The sequence below is a fragment of the Marinobacter flavimaris genome, from assembly GCF_002933295.1.
GTDB lineage: Bacteria > Pseudomonadota > Gammaproteobacteria > Pseudomonadales > Oleiphilaceae > Marinobacter > Marinobacter flavimaris.
In genome coordinates, this window is record NZ_PSSW01000008.1 from 43880 (window position 1) to 59629 (window position 15750).

Here is a 15750-nt window from a genome sequence, read left to right on the forward strand (position 1 = left end):
AAACACGGCTTGATAAATCATACTTCAGAGATTTCGGCAGATGTATCTATCTTATATTTGTCGGTCAGGTTGTAGAGGGTTGGCCGGGTAACACCCAGCAGTCTCGCTGCCTGGGCCATGTTGTAGCCGGTGGTCTGAAGGGCCTGGCAAATCGCCTGCCGTTCAGCCTGCTCCCTCACTTGCCGCAAATTGATGTGGCTTGGTGTGGCTGAGTCACTAACATTGAGTTCAAGATCTTCCGCGGTGACCCGCTTGCCATCGGCCATAATGGTGGCCCGTTTAACTTTGTTGATCATTTCTCGAACGTTACCGGGCCACGGATAGCTGTTTATCGCGCATATTGCATCTTCGGTAAAAGCCAGATTAGGCCGATCCATCTGTTTGCCGAGGGATTTCAGCAAAGACTGGGCAATAACCAAGGCGTCACCATCTCGTTCCCGCACGGCCGGAACATCAAGCGTTATTTCGCTGATACGATAGTAAAGGTCTTCCCGGAATTCTCCGCTATCGATGAGTTGCCTCACATCACGGTGGGTAGCGCAAACAACGCGCACATCGACGGGAATCGGATTCACGGAACCCACCCGATCTACGACCCGCTCCTGTAGAAAACGAAGAAGTTTTGCCTGCAAAGCCATCGGCATGTCGCCGATCTCGTCAAGGAACAGGGTTCCGCCGTTGGCGTTTTCAATTTTGCCTTTCTTCGTTTGATTTGCCCCCGTAAAGGACCCTTTCTCAAACCCGAAAAGCTCGCTTTCAAGGAGATTCTCCGGGATTGCGGCGCAGTTAATTGCGGCAAATGGTTTAGAAGATCGAGGGCTTAGATCGTGAATTGCCCTTGCCAAAAGCTCTTTTCCGGTGCCGGTTTCACCAGTGATGAGTGTGGTCACGTCTGTTGGGGCTACCTTTTCAAGGGTCCGGCAAATTGCAAGCATCTGGGGGCTTGCTGCCACAATACCTTTGATATTGGTCCCGTTTCTTTGCCGGGCCAAGTCGCGGTTTTCCCGTTCGAGTTCGGCCAGCCTGAAGGCCCGATTGACAACAAACGTCAGGATGTCTGCATCGAGAGGCTTCTGGTAAAAATCAGAGGCACCCATGCCAATTGCTTTGACCGAGTTTTCCTTGTCTTCCCGCCCGGTGACCACAATCACCTTGGTCATCGGCGCAAGGCGTAAAATTTCCTCCAGAAGGCCAAAGCCTTCTGTCGCTCCGCCAGGGTCGGGGGGGAGGCCAAGGTCCAGTGTGATTACGTCGGGTTCTTCACGCCTCAAAGCGGCAAGCGCCGATTCGCGGTCAGAAGCAACAGCCACCTCCAGATCCTCGCTGAAACACCAGCGCATCTGGCTCTGAAGTCCCGGATCATCCTCAACTATCAGGAGTCGTCTAGTCACAACAGTACTAAGTCCTTTTTTTACGGAGTTTCCTTAACCCGATTCTTAACTGAACATTGACACTTTGCAATGCTGGTTTGCAGGGATGTTTGTATTCGGCAATTAATTGGCGCCCTGGGCGCTCTCGTAGTTGTCAGAAACTAGTCGTTCTGTCTCTTCGGTTGCTTTTCCCTGGTTTGCATCGGCCAGCGGAATTCTCACTGAAAAACAGGAGCCAAGACCCGGTTCGCTGGTTACATCAATATTGCCGCCAAGTCTTTGAACGTACTCTCTTGCCTGGTAGGCACCTATGCCCATTCCGGTGAGGCCCTTGGTACTGGCAAAAGGCTTGAACAACTGGCTGCTGATAAATTCTTCGGTCATCCCGGTGCCCGTATCCTGGATGAACAGCACAACATTTCCGCGTGCGATTTTCAGAGTCAAGATGATTTCTCCGTCGGGAGGGGTCGCATCCTGAGCGTTCTGAATCAAATGCCCTAGCACACTGCGCAGCTGTTCCTCGTCTGCTTTTATCATGGCGTCCAGCGGCGTTCCCTCAAGATGTGGGGCAGGTAGGCGGTGCTGATGGTGTGCAATTAATTGCTCGACCAACTGGGTAAGGTTAATGGGAGCGAGCGCGCTGTCGTCCTCGGTCGCTGGTTTGCGAATGTGGTCTACCAGGTTCGACATCTTGCGGACGGCATGTTCCGTTGTGTTGATCATGTCGTCGATGAACGCCGGATTGTTCCTGTGTTTCGGGGCATTTTTAACGAGGAGCGATAATTGGGCGATCACTGTTTTAAGGTCATGAACCATAAACGCCGAGGCTTTACTGACCGCTTCGAACTGCATGGCACGGGAAAGGCGATTCTGCGCATCGGCTTGGGCCAACAGGTTGGTAGTTTGGCGCGCAACCACTTTGATCAGGTCAAAATTCTCCCAATTTAATTCCACCCGGGCGTAGGGGTTGCCAACCAATGCCATGCCATAGAGCTCGTTGCCTAAATAAAGAGGGATTATTAGCCAACCGTCGGGCGTTTTTGAGATTGCGTCAGGTATTTCTAGCAGGTTGTAACTGACGGGATCTACTTTGTACTCATGGAGGTCGACAATCCACTCGCGATTCTGAAAAAAGCGCACCAATTCCGAATCGTTATCGATCATGGTGTGTTTAGGCACAGAAAGGTTGACTGCCGCCTTGAGGATGTAGGCGTCCTGTTCGCCAATCAGCCAGATCGCACCGGAATTGCTCTCAACTAAACCCGCCAGTATACGTATTACACGCTGAGGCAATGGCGGTTCATCACTCAGGTCCGCCAGTTCCCGGGTCATTTTCAGCCACTCTTCGCGGTAGTCGTATTTGTAGTCAAAGAAGTTCTGACTGATAAGCACCATGAGTTTGGAGCGTATTCGGCGCGAAAGCAGAAGTGTGACCAGGAATACCAGTGAAATCGTAAAGAACAGGACTTGGAGCGCGTCTCCCCAGTCACCCCCAATGACGCGTACGTAGTAGCCCCCCAGCGCAAGGAACAGGAGGTACCCCCCAGCGAAAATGAGTGTGCCGGCGTGAAAGACAGCTGACCGTGACAGCTGAAAGTCTACCGGTTGTTTGCGAGTATTGATGACGTTAACGGCGAATAGCGGCGTGAGTAGAGCGTTTACAAAACCGCGAGCGTTCCAGAATGAGTCGGCGACCTGGCCGAACAGCAGGGCATCGGCATACATGAAAAAATCGAAGGCAAAAATCGTGGCAACGCCAATGCATATATATTTTATACTGGAGCGTCCGAAACTTGGGGAGTTGCGCCAGATCTGTTCGACCAGTGACAAGCCGAGTAGGGAAATCCCGATCTGACCGAGAAGCTTGACTTTACCGGTGGCTATGCTGATCTGTGCAAAGTGTTCGGCAAGTCCAATTCCAACCAGAACAACAATCAGTGTTGCTGCGGTCGCGCCGATGACTTGTCTTACTTTTCCAGTGAGTTTGCTTTCGCGGAGACCATCTTTTAATAACGCGAACAGCAGGTAAATCCAGGAAGCGTCCCGTAACAGTTCAATGAGGTAACGCAGATTAAAGCCCGGGTATCCCCAAAGGCTTTGGCTGACAAGTGACGCTGCCCAGATTGCGGTTACAGCAGCTGCCAGCGCCAGCGCCCGATCGACGCCGCGGCGCAAATAGCGAGTGGCTACAAGCACCGCTAGTAGCCCGAACGTAATCGCTGCCAGCGAGTAGCTGAGTACGTCCATGTTGCTAAACATGCCTTGGCACCCCGAAAGAAGAAATCCCTGTCTAAAGAATAGTCTTGTTTAAACTCCAGCGTAACTTATGTAGCTACTGTTGACTAAACCGGCCTCTTGTTCTCCCGATAAAACCGGAAAATCTCCTTTAGCGGCCGCTTCGGCTCAAATCCGAACTCATTTACAAACGCCCGCCCATCAATCACCACCGGATACTTGAAGAACGCCATCAGATAGGACGGAAAGCTCTTCAGTTTCAGGGTGCCGAGTATCATCTTCGGAACCATCGGCGGAATGGAAGGCACCTGGATTCGCTTGCAACCACATAGCTTTAGTGCGTGCTGGTAAGCCACCCAGTCCTGCGGCGCGACGTTAAACACGCCACGTGTCGGTTTTTTATACGCCAGCACAATGGCGTCGGCCATGTCATCGATATGGATAAATTGCATCATGGGCGAAAAGCCCGCCAGCACCGGAGCCCGTTCGCTGCCCAGCAGGGTGCTGATGGTGTTGCGCACGCCCGGCCCGACGATATTGCAGGGTCGCAGAATAGTGATGTTCAGTTCCGGGTAGCGCCACAAATAGATGTTGGCCAGGTTCTCCAGTTCCACTGAGTCAATCAGGTCGGCGCTGAGCCCTGCGCTCTTGAGCGGTGCCGCTTCGTCGATAAGTGCTGGGTTGTAGGCCACCGCTCCGTAAACATGGAACGTGGAAAGTACGACCACTCGTTTGATGCCGTACTTGTGGCTCAGGTCCAGAAGCTTCTGGGTGCCGAGCACGTTGGCGTTGTAGCGCCGCATGCGGGTGAGCTGGCTGGACATAATCCGGCCCATGTGGATCACGCCATCAAACTCATAGCGCCGGAACAGATCCTCGAACACCCTCTTGTTGAAATCGATGCAGTAGCTGGGGATGTCGTCGCCCAGGTAGACCTGTTCGCGGAAATCCACGGCGACCAGGTCGCAGGTATCCCGAAGCTGTTCGATAACTTTCTGGGCGAGGGCGCCGGCGGCACCGGTGATCAGAATGTGCGGTCTGCGTTGTTCGCTCATCAGAAAAGCCTTTTCCTTTCGCTCAGTCCCTTGTCGATCAGTCGGCTGATTTCCGCCTTGACCTTCTCTACGCGTTCGGTGACCTGTTCTTCGGGAATTTCAAGGTCGTCGAAGTACATCGGGGCTCCGAAGTTCAGGTGAACTTTTGCCGGCAGCACTACGGGCATGGCGACCGGGGCATAGGGAATGCCCAGGGCTTTTGCCAGGGGCTTTATGTTGGCGATGGCCGGGATGGTTTCCTCGCAACCCACCACGCCAACGGGCACGATCGGCGCCTTGTACTTCATGGCCAGGTGCATGAAGCCGTTCCCAAACCGTTTGAGCTGGTAGCGGTCGTGGTAAAGCTTGCCCGAACCTCGAATGCCCTCGGGGAAAACAATCACGGCTTCATCATTGGCGAGCATCTTGGCGCAGTTGACCGGGTCTCCAAGTACAGCGCCAACTTCATTCAGCAAATTGCCCAGCCAGGGCACGGTTGGAAAAAAGCGTTCAATCATGGCCCTTGGAATGCGGGCGTCTTTTTCCCGGGAGGCAAGGGCATAGCCAATCAGCAGGCCGTCGATAGGAAGCTGGCCACTGTGATTGGCAATAATGAGCACCGGCCCCTCGGCGGGAATGTTTTCCACCCCGTGCGCCTGTACCCGGAAGTACTTTTCGTAAATCTGTTTGGTGAGCGAAAGCCCGTATTTCATGGCTTCGTTGTTATAGCCCCATGGGTCGTAGCCCAGGCTCCCGATGGGTTTGCGGATGCGGTTGATGTGTTGATCCAGTTCCGCGGGAACGAGTCGGGATTTCAGAAACGATGCCAGGCTCATGATTTCCTTCCAATGAATACGCCTAATGTGTGGCTTTGCCCGTTATTAAGCACCCGATAATCGCTGGCTGCATTGGCGGTTTCGACGCACAGCATGGACTGCCAGGCCGACTCGGGAAAATCCGATAGCTTGGCCGCCTTGGCCGGACCGGGGTTCCAGACCACAGTTGAGTCACTGCCTACGGCTGAGAGCTTGCGGCCAGTTCGGGGTGTCACAACCGTAAGGGGTTCGCCGCTCTCGTAGATGCGGTCCGTTTCGCCGTCGAAATACACAGGGCCTTCCTGGTTGCGGTATTCCCAGTTATCCAGAGTGTCGATGTACTGGCTGTTTCCGAGGCCCAGCACTCGAGTGCGGGTTATGTCGCTGGTCGGCAAATAAGTATGGAGCGCCTGGGTAAAGGCCAGCGGATCGTTCCCCAGGTTTGTGGTTGTCAAAGCCAGTTGGCATCCGCGGATGGAAAAGCTGAAGGTGAGCAGGGCGAGCGCATGCCCGATCCAGACATCACTGAAATCTTCATTGGCATCCAGGGACAGGCTGATTTCCACTTCGTGGGCGTTCTCCCGGACATCTTCCAGTTTCCAGAGCGCGGTACGGGCAAACCCGTGGGCTTGGTCGGTCTGGATGCGTTTCCGCACTTCCGGCGCGTTGCGGGCCGGATCGCCAAACCAGGGCCAGCACACGGGGATGCCGCCGCGGATGGCTCGACCGGGTTCGTACCGGGCCGCTGGGCTCATCCAAAGCCAGTCAGATTCGTCCTGAGGTTTGAAGCTTGCCAGATGAGCGCCCTGAATAAACACGGTGGCCTGGAACAAAGGATGGTGGACCTCGAGAGCTTCCAGTTGTCCGATCGTTTTCCAGCGCGTGAAGGACCATTGGCCCGGCGAAAGTGAGAGCGGTGGCCTGTTACTGCTTTCTGACATGGTTAGCTACTGAGTGAAACCGGTTAAGTGTATTTGCCTACACAGAGAGTAAATTAAAACTGCCGCTGCGGCGAGAATTGCGCCTAAAATACGCTCAAATTCAGTACGAGGCCTGCCGATGGAAACGCCGGTAATCATTCCGATCCATGATCCCCTTATCACACCTTTGCACAGCGCCCAGGATGCGGTGGCGGGCAGTGATGTCCAGTCGATGGATCTCACGCCGGAGCAACAGGAGCCGGTGTCTGAGGACTGGCTGGATGAACTGGCTTCAGGGCTGAGCGAGCACGGCTGGATGTCGCTGGATGTGGGGTCGCGGCTGGGCGCCAACCTGTTGGCGGCGCTGAAACAGGAAGTGCAGATTCTGGATCGTACCGATGCCATGAAAAAAGCCGGCATCGGGCGCGGGAGTGATCTGGTGCGAGACCGGTCGGTGCGGCGCGACAAGATTGCCTGGCTGCAAGGCATTACAGCTCCTCAGGCCGCGCTGTTCGAGTTTTTCGAGTCCATTCGACAGGGTCTGAATCAAAGGCTGTTTCTGGGGCTGAAGCGATTCGAGACTCATTATGCTACCTACCACTCAGGTGATTTCTATAAACAGCATCTGGACAGCTTTAAGGGCAGGGCATCCCGGGTGGTGAGTCTGGTGCTTTATCTGAATGAAGATTGGCAGGCAGCCGACGGTGGCGCCCTTCAGGTTTTCAACCGAGACAACGATCAGGAAGTGTGCGGAACCGTGTTGCCCGAGGCAGGACGAATGGCCTTGTTCATGAGCGAGGAAATTCCTCACGAGGTGTTGCCGGCAAACCGCACCCGCTACAGTCTGGCCTGCTGGTTCCGCCAGGATGAAGTGCCGCTGCCTTTACAAGTATGATGCTGAGGGCGCGCTGATTTGTCATTGTAGTGTGCAAACCCTTTTGCTAATATGCGCGCCGCTTTCGGGGAATTGTCCCGGAACGCCGTTATGGTGGCTCCATTGGTGCCTCCGCAACATGAAACCGTGAACCCGGTCAGGCCCGGAAGGGAGCAGCCGCAGCGGTGGAATTGTGTGCCGGGGTGTCGCTGATGGAGTCACCCCCAGTTTTCTCTCCTCTCCTGTTTTTTCTTCTGATTATCCTTGATAGCCATGGACTTGTGAGCGCGCTTCCGGAATCAAGTCTGCTTCTTCTGGATCTTTGTCCGTGCTAAGGTTAAACCCGTTTTTCACTGCAGTTGGCGGAACATGAGCTACCAGGTACTTGCCCGTAAATGGCGCCCACGCACTTTCGAGGATATGGTGGGCCAGGAACACGTGCTCCAGGCGTTAATTCACGCCCTGGAAAGCCAGCGTCTTCATCATGCTTATCTGTTCACGGGGACCCGTGGGGTAGGCAAGACCACCATTGGGCGCCTGCTTGCACGCTGCCTCAACTGCGAAACCGGCGTAACCCCGAACCCCTGTGGTGAATGCTCGAGCTGCCAGGAGATTCAGGAAGGCCGGTTTGTGGATCTGATTGAAATCGACGCCGCGTCCCGGACCGGCGTTGATGATATGCGTGAGCTGACGGATAACGTCCAGTATGCGCCCACGCGTGGCCGCTACAAGGTGTACCTCATTGACGAGGTGCACATGCTGACGAACCAATCGTTCAACGCTTTCCTGAAGACCCTTGAGGAACCGCCGGAACACGTCAAGTTCCTGCTGGCAACGACCGATCCCCAGAAACTGCCGGTCACAGTGCTCTCCCGGTGCCTGCAGTTTAATCTCAAACGCATGACGCCGGAGCACATCGCAGGCCATCTGCGTCATGTACTGGGTGCCGAGGAAATTCCATTTGAGGAACCGGCCCTGTGGCTCCTGGCCCGGGCTGCGGACGGCAGTATGCGCGATGCTTTGAGCCTCACCGATCAGGCCATCGCCTTTGGCAACCAGAAGCTGTCCGCCAGTGATGTCAGTAATATGCTGGGGACCATTGATCAGCGGGATATTGAACGCATTGTGAATGCACTCGTTGAAGGCGACGGCCCGGCCTTGCTGGCGGAAATCAGCCGGATTTCGGACTTTGCACCGGATTACAGTGTGATCCTCGCCGATCTGCTATCGCTCTTTCACCGGGTGACCATGGAACAGGTGGTTCCGGGCAGTGCCGATAACGCCCTCGGTGATGCCGAGCAGGTCCAGGCGCTGGCTCGCAAGCTCAGTGCCGAGGATGCCCAGCTTTTTTACCAGTCTGCGCTGATCGGGAGGAAAGACCTCACCATCACACCGGATGCCCGGATGGGGTTCGAAATGACCCTGCTCCGGATGCTTGCTTTCCGCCCCGGGGCTGACCGTAGAGAGCCGCCGGCCATAAGCTCCGGTGGTCAGTCTGCCGCTTCCGAGCCACGGGATGAGCCCGACCCGGCGCCGACCCCACAGGTAGAGCAAAAACAGCCGGAGCCGGAACCCGAATCCACGCCTGAGCCTGAACCCGAGATGCCGGCCGCTCCGCCCGTTGCGGATGAGGATGCATCCTGGCTGGCCAGTCTGGATGCCCAGGCCGAGGCCGCTGGAGAGTATGAAGAGAGCTATCCTTTAAGCGACGAAGCTCCAGTTACCGAAGAGCCAGCAACTGCAGTTGCCGCGGAGCCTGTTGAACAGGCGGCCCCGGCTCCGGAACCCGCGTTTGTGGAGCCCGATCCAGCGATAGAACCTGCAGTTGAGCAGGCGCCTGAGCCTGAGGGCGAATTCGTCTGGCACCGTGATTTCCGGAGTCTTGGCATTGTGGGCATGCCCGGTAATCTTGCCAGTCACGGCGCCATGTCCCGAGATGGCGATGTGATTACGCTGACCATTGATGAGGGGCACGCCCGGCTGTTGAACAGCAGGCACGAGGAAAAGATTCTGGCTGCCTTGAGAAACTGCTTTGGCGACTCCATTCAGTTACGTACAGAGCAGGGCAATCCCGGGCCAGACACCCCTGCGGCTTATGAGGAACGCCAGAGAAAGGCGCGGCAGGAAGCCGCAGAGGCGTCCATTCGCAGGGATCCGGTCGTAAAGTCTATTGTTGAACGATTCGAGGCGCGGGTAGTGGAAGACAGTATCCGGCCGGCAGAGACAAGCAGGAGATAAGCTATGATGAATAATATGGGCGACATGATGAAAAAAGCCCAGAAGATGCAGGAAGAGATGCAGAAGGCCCAGGAAGAAATCGCCAAGGCCGAAGTGACTGGCGAAGCCGGAGCCGGCCTTGTCAAAGTCACCATGAACGGCCGTCACGACGTTCGTAAAGTGGACATAGACTCGTCCCTGATGACTGAGGAAAAAGATATTCTGGAAGACCTTCTTGCCGCTGCGGTGAACGATGCCGTGCGGCGCGTCGAGGAAAACCAGAAAGAGAAAATGTCCGGTATGATGTCCGGCATGGGCCTGCCGCCCGGTTTCAAGATGCCGTTCTGAATTCCATCCTGCAGCCGTTCGAGGACCTTTCATGGCATTCAGCCCGCTGGTTGATGAGCTTGTAGAATCCCTTCGTTGTCTTCCCGGAGTCGGCCAGAAAACGGCCCAGCGCATGGCTTTCCATCTGCTGGAGCGTGGTCGTTCCGGCGGCACCCGACTTTCTGAGGCGCTGAGCCAGGCCATGAGCGGTGTCCGGCGGTGTGAAAGCTGCCAGAACTTTGCTGACACCGAGATCTGCGGGATCTGTGAAAATCCCCAGCGGCGCACGGGCACCCTGTGCGTAGTGGAAAGCCCTTCAGATCTTCTGGCCATTGAGCAGGCGGGTGACTATCGCGGCGGCTATTTCGTGCTGATGGGGCATCTCTCACCAATTGATGGCGTTGGACCGGAGGAAATCGGCATTGAACGCCTGCTGAAGCGGATCCGCGACGAAGGCGTGACTGAGCTGATTCTGGCGACCAACCCGACGGTGGAAGGTGAGGCTACGGCTCACTACATCGCCGATCGCCTTGATGGCCAGGGCATCCTGATAACCCGTCTGGCCCATGGCATACCGGTGGGTGGAGAGCTCGGTTACGTCGATGGCTTTACCCTGACTCACGCATTCCGCGGTCGCAAACCACTGTCCGATTGAATCTGACCGAATAAACCTACCAGGCACGTTTATGGATATTTTCGCCCAGGCCGCTGTGGCAGTTGACGTTCCCCCGGCTCCGACCAGGATTGACTGGATCCGGGAACCGCAAGCACTGGACAAATGGCTGGATCGGGCACCGGGCAAGCCCCTGGCGCTGGACACCGAATTTGAGCGGGTAAACACCTTTTACCCGATACCGGGGTTGGTTCAGTTGGGCCTCGACGGCGAGTTTTGCCTGGTGGACCCTTCCGTTGCCGAGCAGTCCGGACGATTTCGGGAAGTCCTGGCGGACCCGGACACTCCAAAGCTTCTTTACGCCATGAGCGAAGATCTGGAACTTTTTCGCCAGTGGCTGAATCTTCAACCTGCCGGTGTCATTGATCTTCAAATCGGGGCCGCAATGGCCGGAGCAGGGTTCTCCCTGGGTTACGCGAGGCTGGTGGAAACCCTGTTCGGTGAGACTCTGGACAAGTCCGCCACCCGCTCTGACTGGCTGGCGAGACCGCTGAGCGATGCTCAGCAACGCTACGCGATTGACGATATCCGTTTTCTGGAGCCGATGTACCAGTGGGTCAGTGCTTTACTTCGCGATCGCGGTCTGGAAGCGGCTCTGGTTGAGGAATCGGCGCGCTTTGCCAATGAACTGGCAGGGCAGGAGGATCCCGACAACCATTACCTGAAACTGCGGGCCGGATGGACCCTCTCGGCTCAGCAACAGGGTGTTCTCAAGGAACTGGTGCGCTGGCGTGAGAGGGAGTGCCAGCGGCGGGACCGGCCAAGGAACCGTGTGCTGGCAGATGCACTGTTGATTGCGATCGCGGAAAGGCTGCCAGCGTCCCTTAAGGAACTTTCCAACATTCAGGGAGTACCATCCGGCGCAGTCCGTCGGTACGGCGATACCCTGATTGAACTTGTTAGCCGGGGATCGACCGCGGATAATTCGTCCCTTGAGAGGATTGCGCCACCGTTGTCCCGGGATCAGCAGGGATTCTTTAAACAGTTAAAGCGTCTTTTCAGGAATGCGGCAGAAGATGCTGATATTCCAATGGAATTGTTAGCGCCGAGAAAGCGTTTGGAAAAAGTTGTACAGCAACCGGACCTCGCGCAACACGATTTTTTCCAGGGCTGGCGGGCGCAGATTCTTGCTCCGGTTCGCGCTGATATTGAGGAATTACTGAAGTCATGAAAGAGCGGGAATTTGTCTCTGTTTTCCGGAGCAGCAAAAAGAAGGATACCTACCTTTTTGTTCGGCGCGGACAGAAGTGGGAGGAGCTTCCCGAGAGCCTCCGGGGTATTTTCGGTCAGCCGGTTCATTCCATGGATCTGGTCCTGACGCCCGACCGCAAGCTTGCGAGAACTACCGGAAATCAGGTTTTGAAAGCCATTGGCGAGAAAGACTTTTTTCTGCAAATGCCAGAAGAGCAGGAAGGTTACGTGGTGGACTTCAAGCGCAAACTGGATCAGCGCAATTCATGATTGCCCAGGTGCCGTTCTGGCAACGCAAGCGCCTGCATGAGATGACGCCTGAAGAATGGGAGTCTCTTTGCGACGGTTGCGGAAAGTGCTGCCTGAACAAATTGGAAGACGAAGACACCGGCGAGGTCTACCACACCGATCTGGTGTGTCGGTATATGGACGAAGAAACCTGCCAGTGCACCGTTTACGAAGAGCGGCTTAAGAAGGTGCCGGGTTGCACGGTACTGACACCCGGTGCCGTCAACGACTACCATTGGTTACCGTACACCTGCGCCTACCGGACCCTGGCTGAAGACCGGCCGCTGGCCGATTGGCATCCCTTGCGAAGCGGGGATCCGGATTCGGTGCACGAGGCCGGCGTTTCGATCCGTCACAAGGTGATTTCAGAAGACCGCGTGCCGGAAGAAGACTGGGAAGAACATATCATTCACTGGATCCTGTAATGATTGATACCGATGCACAAATGGCCTACGGGATTTTCTGGGCCGCCTACGCTATAGCCTTTGTCGTGTTCTTTTACATGATGAAGAGCCTGATCCGTTTTCTGCCTTTTTATGGAGTGCGGACCCTGATTCTCGCCGCCCTGGTGGCTTTGCTGCTCACGCCGGTTGAATCACCCGATCTGGCCGGTTGGTGGATTCCGGCCTGGCTGTTCGGCGGTTACGAAATGATTCTTGGCGACGCCGACGCTTCAGGTCGGGCCCTGTTTAATCTGGGCCTCGCCGGCTTGGTCATGCTGCTGGTCTGGGTGTTGGATCTGGTTCGCTATCGTCTTGTTCGTAAATAGCGCGAAAAAGAAAAAAAGATAAGGATGGATGCCTTGAGAGAGATGACATCGAGATGGTTTGGGCTGGTTGCACTTTGTTTCGTGCTCAGTCTGCCAGTCGGGCTGAATGCCCAGGAGAGCGACGATGTTCAATTGCCGGAGCAGTCTGACGTCCGGATCATAGTCGACATCTCGGGCTCCATGAAAGACACCGACCCGGAAAACCTGCGTCAGCCCGCCGTGCGTTTGCTGGCCCGGCTTTTGCCAGAGGGGGCCTCGGCGGGTGTCTGGACCTTCGGGCAGTATGTCAACATGCTGGTGCCGCACCGTGAGGTGACCAATGCGTGGCGGGAAATGGCCATTGAGCGCTCGGCTCAGATTAACTCGGTCGCACTCCGAACAAACCTTGGCGCGGCTATCGAGACAGCCAGCGATGATTATTTCACGGACGGCGATCTGAGCCGGACCCACTTCATACTGCTGACCGACGGCAAGGTCGATATCTCCGACGATCCTGCAAAGAATACCGCAGAGGAAGCTCGTATTCTGGATACGATTGTCGCTGATCTCATCGAAAGGGGTGCTACCTTTCATCCCGTGGCTCTCTCTGAGGCCGCCGATACCGACTTTCTGAAAGCGTTGGCGACAGACTCCGGCGGTCGTTTCCAGGTGGCGGATACAGCAGATGCGCTGAACCTGGCGTTTCTTCAGGCATTGAATACCGCGGTTCCACAGGAGCAGATTCCCATTGAGGGCAATGGCTTTACCGTGGACGAGGGCGTTCGTGAGTTTACCGCCCTGATTTTCTGGGGCGAGTCTGAAACCTCTGCCACCCGGGAGCTTGCCCTCGTGCGCCCGGACGATCAGGTCGTTAATTTTTCGGAGTTTCCCGACAACGTCCGCTGGGCCAGGGAAGCCGGTTACGACCTTATTACGGTCAATGAGCCGTTGGCAGGACAGTGGCGCATTGATGGCGAGCTCGGAGAGGGCAGCCGGGTTACGGTCGTTAGCGATCTGAGAATGGTGGTCAATCCTCTACCTCCTTCATTCACATTGCAGGAGCCCCTCAAGCTCCGGGTCGGCTTTTTCGAAGAAGGGGAGAAAATCACTAACCCCGATTTTCTGGGTGTGATTGAGGTCAGCCTCAGTATCACCTCCGAGGATGGCAGAAGTGGAACCAAGGTATTGTCGGGAGAGCTGCCGCCGGAAGACGGCACCTACCGGGATACGGTCAGTCGTTTGCCAGCCGCGGGCCTCTACACTTTTGATGTGGTGGCCGATGGCCAGACCTTCAGCCGCAAGTTCAGCGCCACCGTCGGGTTTACGATGCCTGAAGGGGCTGAGCCCGCTGATCAGCCGGCTGAATCGCCCGAGCCGGAGGTGACCGAACCGGCACTCGCCTCTGAGCAGTCTGAACCGGAGCCGCCGGTGTCTGAGCCGGAGCAATCCGGGCCGGAACCGGCGATTACATCGCCCATCGACGTAAGCGAGGTGGAGGAGCCAGAGACGCCAGCGGTCCAGGAGCCTGAACCGGCCCCTGAGGAGCCGGAAGACGCGGAACCTGCTTTTGCCGTGCCTTTGTGGATGGTCGGCGCAGCCGGCGGTGGTCTTCTCTTCATTGGCGGTTTGGTCTGGTTTGCCATCCGTAAGCGTAAACAGGATCAGCAGGCGCAAGAGAAAGCAGCATCAGAGCGCGAAACACTTGAGGATCTGCCGGACGAGACCGAATTAGAACCCGAACCCGAGCCGGAGGCAGTCTCAGAGCCGGAAGAGGATGTCGAAGCCGAGGAAATCCCTGAGGTAACCGAGGAAGCATTTGAGGACGATATGTCTGAGCTGGAGGCCGTCATTGATGAACATGAGGCCGCTCTGAAGTCGGAAGATGAAGCGCTTACGGAACCAGAGATTGAACCGACCGACGAACTGGAAGAGGACATCCCGGTAGCGGATACCCCGGTGGAGGAAGAGCCTGGCGAGTTGGATGAGGATATCCCGGAGCTGGAGGATATTGCCGATCCGTCCGACGCTGATGGGCCGGAAGATGATGATGAGGAGGAGTTCGGGCTTGAAGATTTCGATCTGTCCGAATTCGACGATTTACCCGATTATGATCAGGACGAGTCCGGATTGCCCGAAGACGACTCGAAGAAAAAACCGGATCAGAAAGACCAGAAAAAGTAACCAACAGGAACCAGACCATGAAGTTTACCGGTACCGAGAAGTATGTAGCCACCGATGACCTGCAAATGGCCGTCAACGCAGCGATTGCGCTTCAGCGCCCGCTGTTGATCAAGGGCGAGCCGGGCACCGGGAAAACCCTGCTGGCCGAGGAAATGGCCGCCGCCCTCGGGATGAGACTGATTCCCTGGCACATCAAGTCCACCACCAAGGCCCAGCAGGGCCTGTACGAGTACGATGCGGTTTCCCGTCTGCGGGACTCCCAGTTGGGTGATGAAAAGGTCAAGGACATCAGCAACTACATCGTAAAGGGCAAGCTTTGGGAGGCCTTTGAGGCTGATGAGCAGGTTGTGTTGCTGATTGATGAAATCGACAAAGCGGATATCGAATTCCCTAACGACCTCTTGCTGGAACTCGACCGTATGGAGTTCTTTGTCTATGAGACTCAGAAGTTGGTTAAGGCAAAGAAACGCCCGATCGTGGTGATCACCAGTAACAACGAAAAAGAACTGCCGGATGCCTTCCTGCGTCGGTGCTTCTTCCATTACATCAGTTTCCCCGACCATGACACCATGCAGAATATCGTGGACGTTCATTTCCCGGGCTTGCAGCAGGAAATCGTTCGGGATGCCCTGGAAGTTTTCTTCGATGTGCGCAAGGTCCCTGGCCTGAAGAAGAAACCGTCCACCTCGGAGCTGATTGATTGGCTGAAGCTGCTGATGGCTGATGAGCTGTCTGCGAAAATGTTGCAGGAAAAGGATTCCAGTTCGGCGCTGCCGCCTCTTTACGGTGCTCTGGTGAAGAACGAGCAGGATGTTCACCTGTTGCAGAAGCTCGCGTTCATGGCCCGTCGTCGCAGCTGATTCTCGGCAAGAACACT

At 55.9% G+C, this 15750-nt stretch carries 15 protein-coding genes and 1 other RNA gene; 11 read left to right on the top strand and 5 right to left on the bottom strand.

Annotation, left to right across the window (positions count from 1 at the left end; genetic code table 11):
- Positions 1 to 17: 17 nt before the first annotated feature.
- The 5 genes from prsR to MDHKLMBL_RS14555 form a co-directional block, all read right to left on the bottom strand.
- On the bottom strand, positions 18 to 1391 hold the full coding sequence (gene prsR, locus MDHKLMBL_RS14535; protein WP_104271142.1) for a PEP-CTERM-box response regulator transcription factor: 1374 nt from the start codon (positions 1389 to 1391) through the stop codon (positions 18 to 20).
- A gap of 102 nt (positions 1392 to 1493) precedes the next feature.
- Positions 1494 to 3629, bottom strand: a complete 2136-nt coding sequence (gene prsK, locus MDHKLMBL_RS14540; RefSeq protein WP_104271144.1) for an XrtA/PEP-CTERM system histidine kinase PrsK — start codon at positions 3627 to 3629, stop codon at positions 1494 to 1496.
- A gap of 83 nt (positions 3630 to 3712) precedes the next feature.
- Complete coding sequence (locus tag MDHKLMBL_RS14545) at positions 3713 to 4660, bottom strand: SDR family oxidoreductase (protein ID WP_014577243.1); 948 nt, start codon at positions 4658 to 4660, stop codon at positions 3713 to 3715.
- Positions 4660 to 5475: a lysophospholipid acyltransferase family protein gene (locus MDHKLMBL_RS14550; RefSeq protein WP_104271146.1), complete on the bottom strand. Its 816-nt coding sequence runs from the start codon at positions 5473 to 5475 to the stop codon at positions 4660 to 4662. The genes MDHKLMBL_RS14545 and MDHKLMBL_RS14550 overlap by 1 nt, the downstream gene beginning before the upstream one ends.
- Entirely contained in the window at positions 5472 to 6395 is a 924-nt protein-coding gene (locus MDHKLMBL_RS14555; RefSeq protein WP_104271147.1) for a D-hexose-6-phosphate mutarotase, read from the bottom strand. Before MDHKLMBL_RS14555 ends, MDHKLMBL_RS14550 begins: the two co-directional genes overlap by 4 nt.
- Before the next feature lie 118 nt (positions 6396 to 6513).
- On the opposite strand from MDHKLMBL_RS14555, the gene MDHKLMBL_RS14560 reads away from it, so the two are divergent.
- The 11 genes from MDHKLMBL_RS14560 to MDHKLMBL_RS14610 all read left to right on the top strand — a co-directional run bounded on the left by MDHKLMBL_RS14560 (position 6514) and on the right by MDHKLMBL_RS14610 (position 15733).
- Positions 6514 to 7269 carry a 2OG-Fe(II) oxygenase gene (locus MDHKLMBL_RS14560; RefSeq protein WP_104271149.1) on the top strand — a complete coding sequence of 252 codons (756 nt, stop codon included), beginning with the start codon at positions 6514 to 6516 and terminating at the stop codon, positions 7267 to 7269.
- A 100-nt stretch (positions 7270 to 7369) separates the two neighbouring features.
- Positions 7370 to 7466: signal recognition particle sRNA small type (ffs, locus tag MDHKLMBL_RS14565), an RNA gene on the top strand.
- Between the two features lie 151 nt (positions 7467 to 7617).
- Entirely contained in the window at positions 7618 to 9486 is a 1869-nt protein-coding gene (gene dnaX, locus MDHKLMBL_RS14570; protein ID WP_104271152.1) for a DNA polymerase III subunit gamma/tau, read from the top strand.
- Between the two features lie 3 nt (positions 9487 to 9489).
- Positions 9490 to 9813: a YbaB/EbfC family nucleoid-associated protein gene (locus MDHKLMBL_RS14575; RefSeq protein WP_008171847.1), complete on the top strand. Its 324-nt coding sequence runs from the start codon at positions 9490 to 9492 to the stop codon at positions 9811 to 9813.
- Positions 9814 to 9844: 31 nt separating this feature from the next.
- Positions 9845 to 10447 carry a recombination mediator RecR gene (gene recR / locus MDHKLMBL_RS14580; protein WP_008171846.1) on the top strand — a complete coding sequence of 201 codons (603 nt, stop codon included), beginning with the start codon at positions 9845 to 9847 and terminating at the stop codon, positions 10445 to 10447.
- Positions 10448 to 10478: 31 nt separating this feature from the next.
- On the top strand, positions 10479 to 11636 hold the full coding sequence (locus MDHKLMBL_RS14585) for a ribonuclease D (protein ID WP_104271154.1): 1158 nt from the start codon (positions 10479 to 10481) through the stop codon (positions 11634 to 11636).
- Positions 11633 to 11926, top strand: a complete 294-nt coding sequence (locus tag MDHKLMBL_RS14590; RefSeq protein ID WP_104271156.1) for a YcgL domain-containing protein — start codon at positions 11633 to 11635, stop codon at positions 11924 to 11926. Before MDHKLMBL_RS14585 ends, MDHKLMBL_RS14590 begins: the two co-directional genes overlap by 4 nt.
- Positions 11923 to 12369, top strand: a complete 447-nt coding sequence (locus MDHKLMBL_RS14595; protein ID WP_104271158.1) for a YcgN family cysteine cluster protein — start codon at positions 11923 to 11925, stop codon at positions 12367 to 12369. The genes MDHKLMBL_RS14590 and MDHKLMBL_RS14595 overlap by 4 nt, the downstream gene beginning before the upstream one ends.
- Positions 12369 to 12713, top strand: coding sequence for a hypothetical protein (locus tag MDHKLMBL_RS14600; protein WP_104271160.1), 345 nt, complete (start codon positions 12369 to 12371; stop codon positions 12711 to 12713). Before MDHKLMBL_RS14595 ends, MDHKLMBL_RS14600 begins: the two co-directional genes overlap by 1 nt.
- Positions 12714 to 12755: 42 nt before the next feature.
- Positions 12756 to 14873 (top strand): VWA domain-containing protein, encoded by a 2118-nt coding sequence (locus MDHKLMBL_RS14605; RefSeq protein ID WP_241956247.1) that lies wholly within the window; start codon positions 12756 to 12758, stop codon positions 14871 to 14873.
- Positions 14874 to 14890: 17 nt separating this feature from the next.
- A complete protein-coding gene (locus MDHKLMBL_RS14610; protein WP_088557155.1) occupies positions 14891 to 15733 on the top strand; it encodes an AAA family ATPase in 843 nt (280 codons plus the stop codon).
- Positions 15734 to 15750 lie beyond the last annotated feature (17 nt).

What these genes read in the sequence shown, in the direction of transcription:
- prsK (WP_104271144.1), bottom strand. Translation starts at nt 3,629, where the DNA reads ATGTTTAGCAACATGGACGTACTCAGCTACTCGCTGGCAGCGATTACG.
- MDHKLMBL_RS14545 (WP_014577243.1), bottom strand. Translation starts at nt 4,660, where the DNA reads ATGAGCGAACAACGCAGACCGCACATTCTGATCACCGGTGCCGCCGGC.
- MDHKLMBL_RS14550 (WP_104271146.1), bottom strand. Translation starts at nt 5,475, where the DNA reads ATGAGCCTGGCATCGTTTCTGAAATCCCGACTCGTTCCCGCGGAACTG.
- MDHKLMBL_RS14555 (WP_104271147.1), bottom strand. Translation starts at nt 6,395, where the DNA reads ATGTCAGAAAGCAGTAACAGGCCACCGCTCTCACTTTCGCCGGGCCAA.
- MDHKLMBL_RS14560 (WP_104271149.1), top strand. Translation starts at nt 6,514, where the DNA reads ATGGAAACGCCGGTAATCATTCCGATCCATGATCCCCTTATCACACCT.
- dnaX (WP_104271152.1), top strand. Translation starts at nt 7,618, where the DNA reads ATGAGCTACCAGGTACTTGCCCGTAAATGGCGCCCACGCACTTTCGAG.
- MDHKLMBL_RS14575 (WP_008171847.1), top strand. Translation starts at nt 9,490, where the DNA reads ATGATGAATAATATGGGCGACATGATGAAAAAAGCCCAGAAGATGCAG.
- recR (WP_008171846.1), top strand. Translation starts at nt 9,845, where the DNA reads ATGGCATTCAGCCCGCTGGTTGATGAGCTTGTAGAATCCCTTCGTTGT.
- MDHKLMBL_RS14585 (WP_104271154.1), top strand. Translation starts at nt 10,479, where the DNA reads ATGGATATTTTCGCCCAGGCCGCTGTGGCAGTTGACGTTCCCCCGGCT.
- MDHKLMBL_RS14590 (WP_104271156.1), top strand. Translation starts at nt 11,633, where the DNA reads ATGAAAGAGCGGGAATTTGTCTCTGTTTTCCGGAGCAGCAAAAAGAAG.
- MDHKLMBL_RS14595 (WP_104271158.1), top strand. Translation starts at nt 11,923, where the DNA reads ATGATTGCCCAGGTGCCGTTCTGGCAACGCAAGCGCCTGCATGAGATG.
- MDHKLMBL_RS14600 (WP_104271160.1), top strand. Translation starts at nt 12,369, where the DNA reads ATGATTGATACCGATGCACAAATGGCCTACGGGATTTTCTGGGCCGCC.
- MDHKLMBL_RS14605 (WP_241956247.1), top strand. Translation starts at nt 12,756, where the DNA reads ATGACATCGAGATGGTTTGGGCTGGTTGCACTTTGTTTCGTGCTCAGT.
- MDHKLMBL_RS14610 (WP_088557155.1), top strand. Translation starts at nt 14,891, where the DNA reads ATGAAGTTTACCGGTACCGAGAAGTATGTAGCCACCGATGACCTGCAA.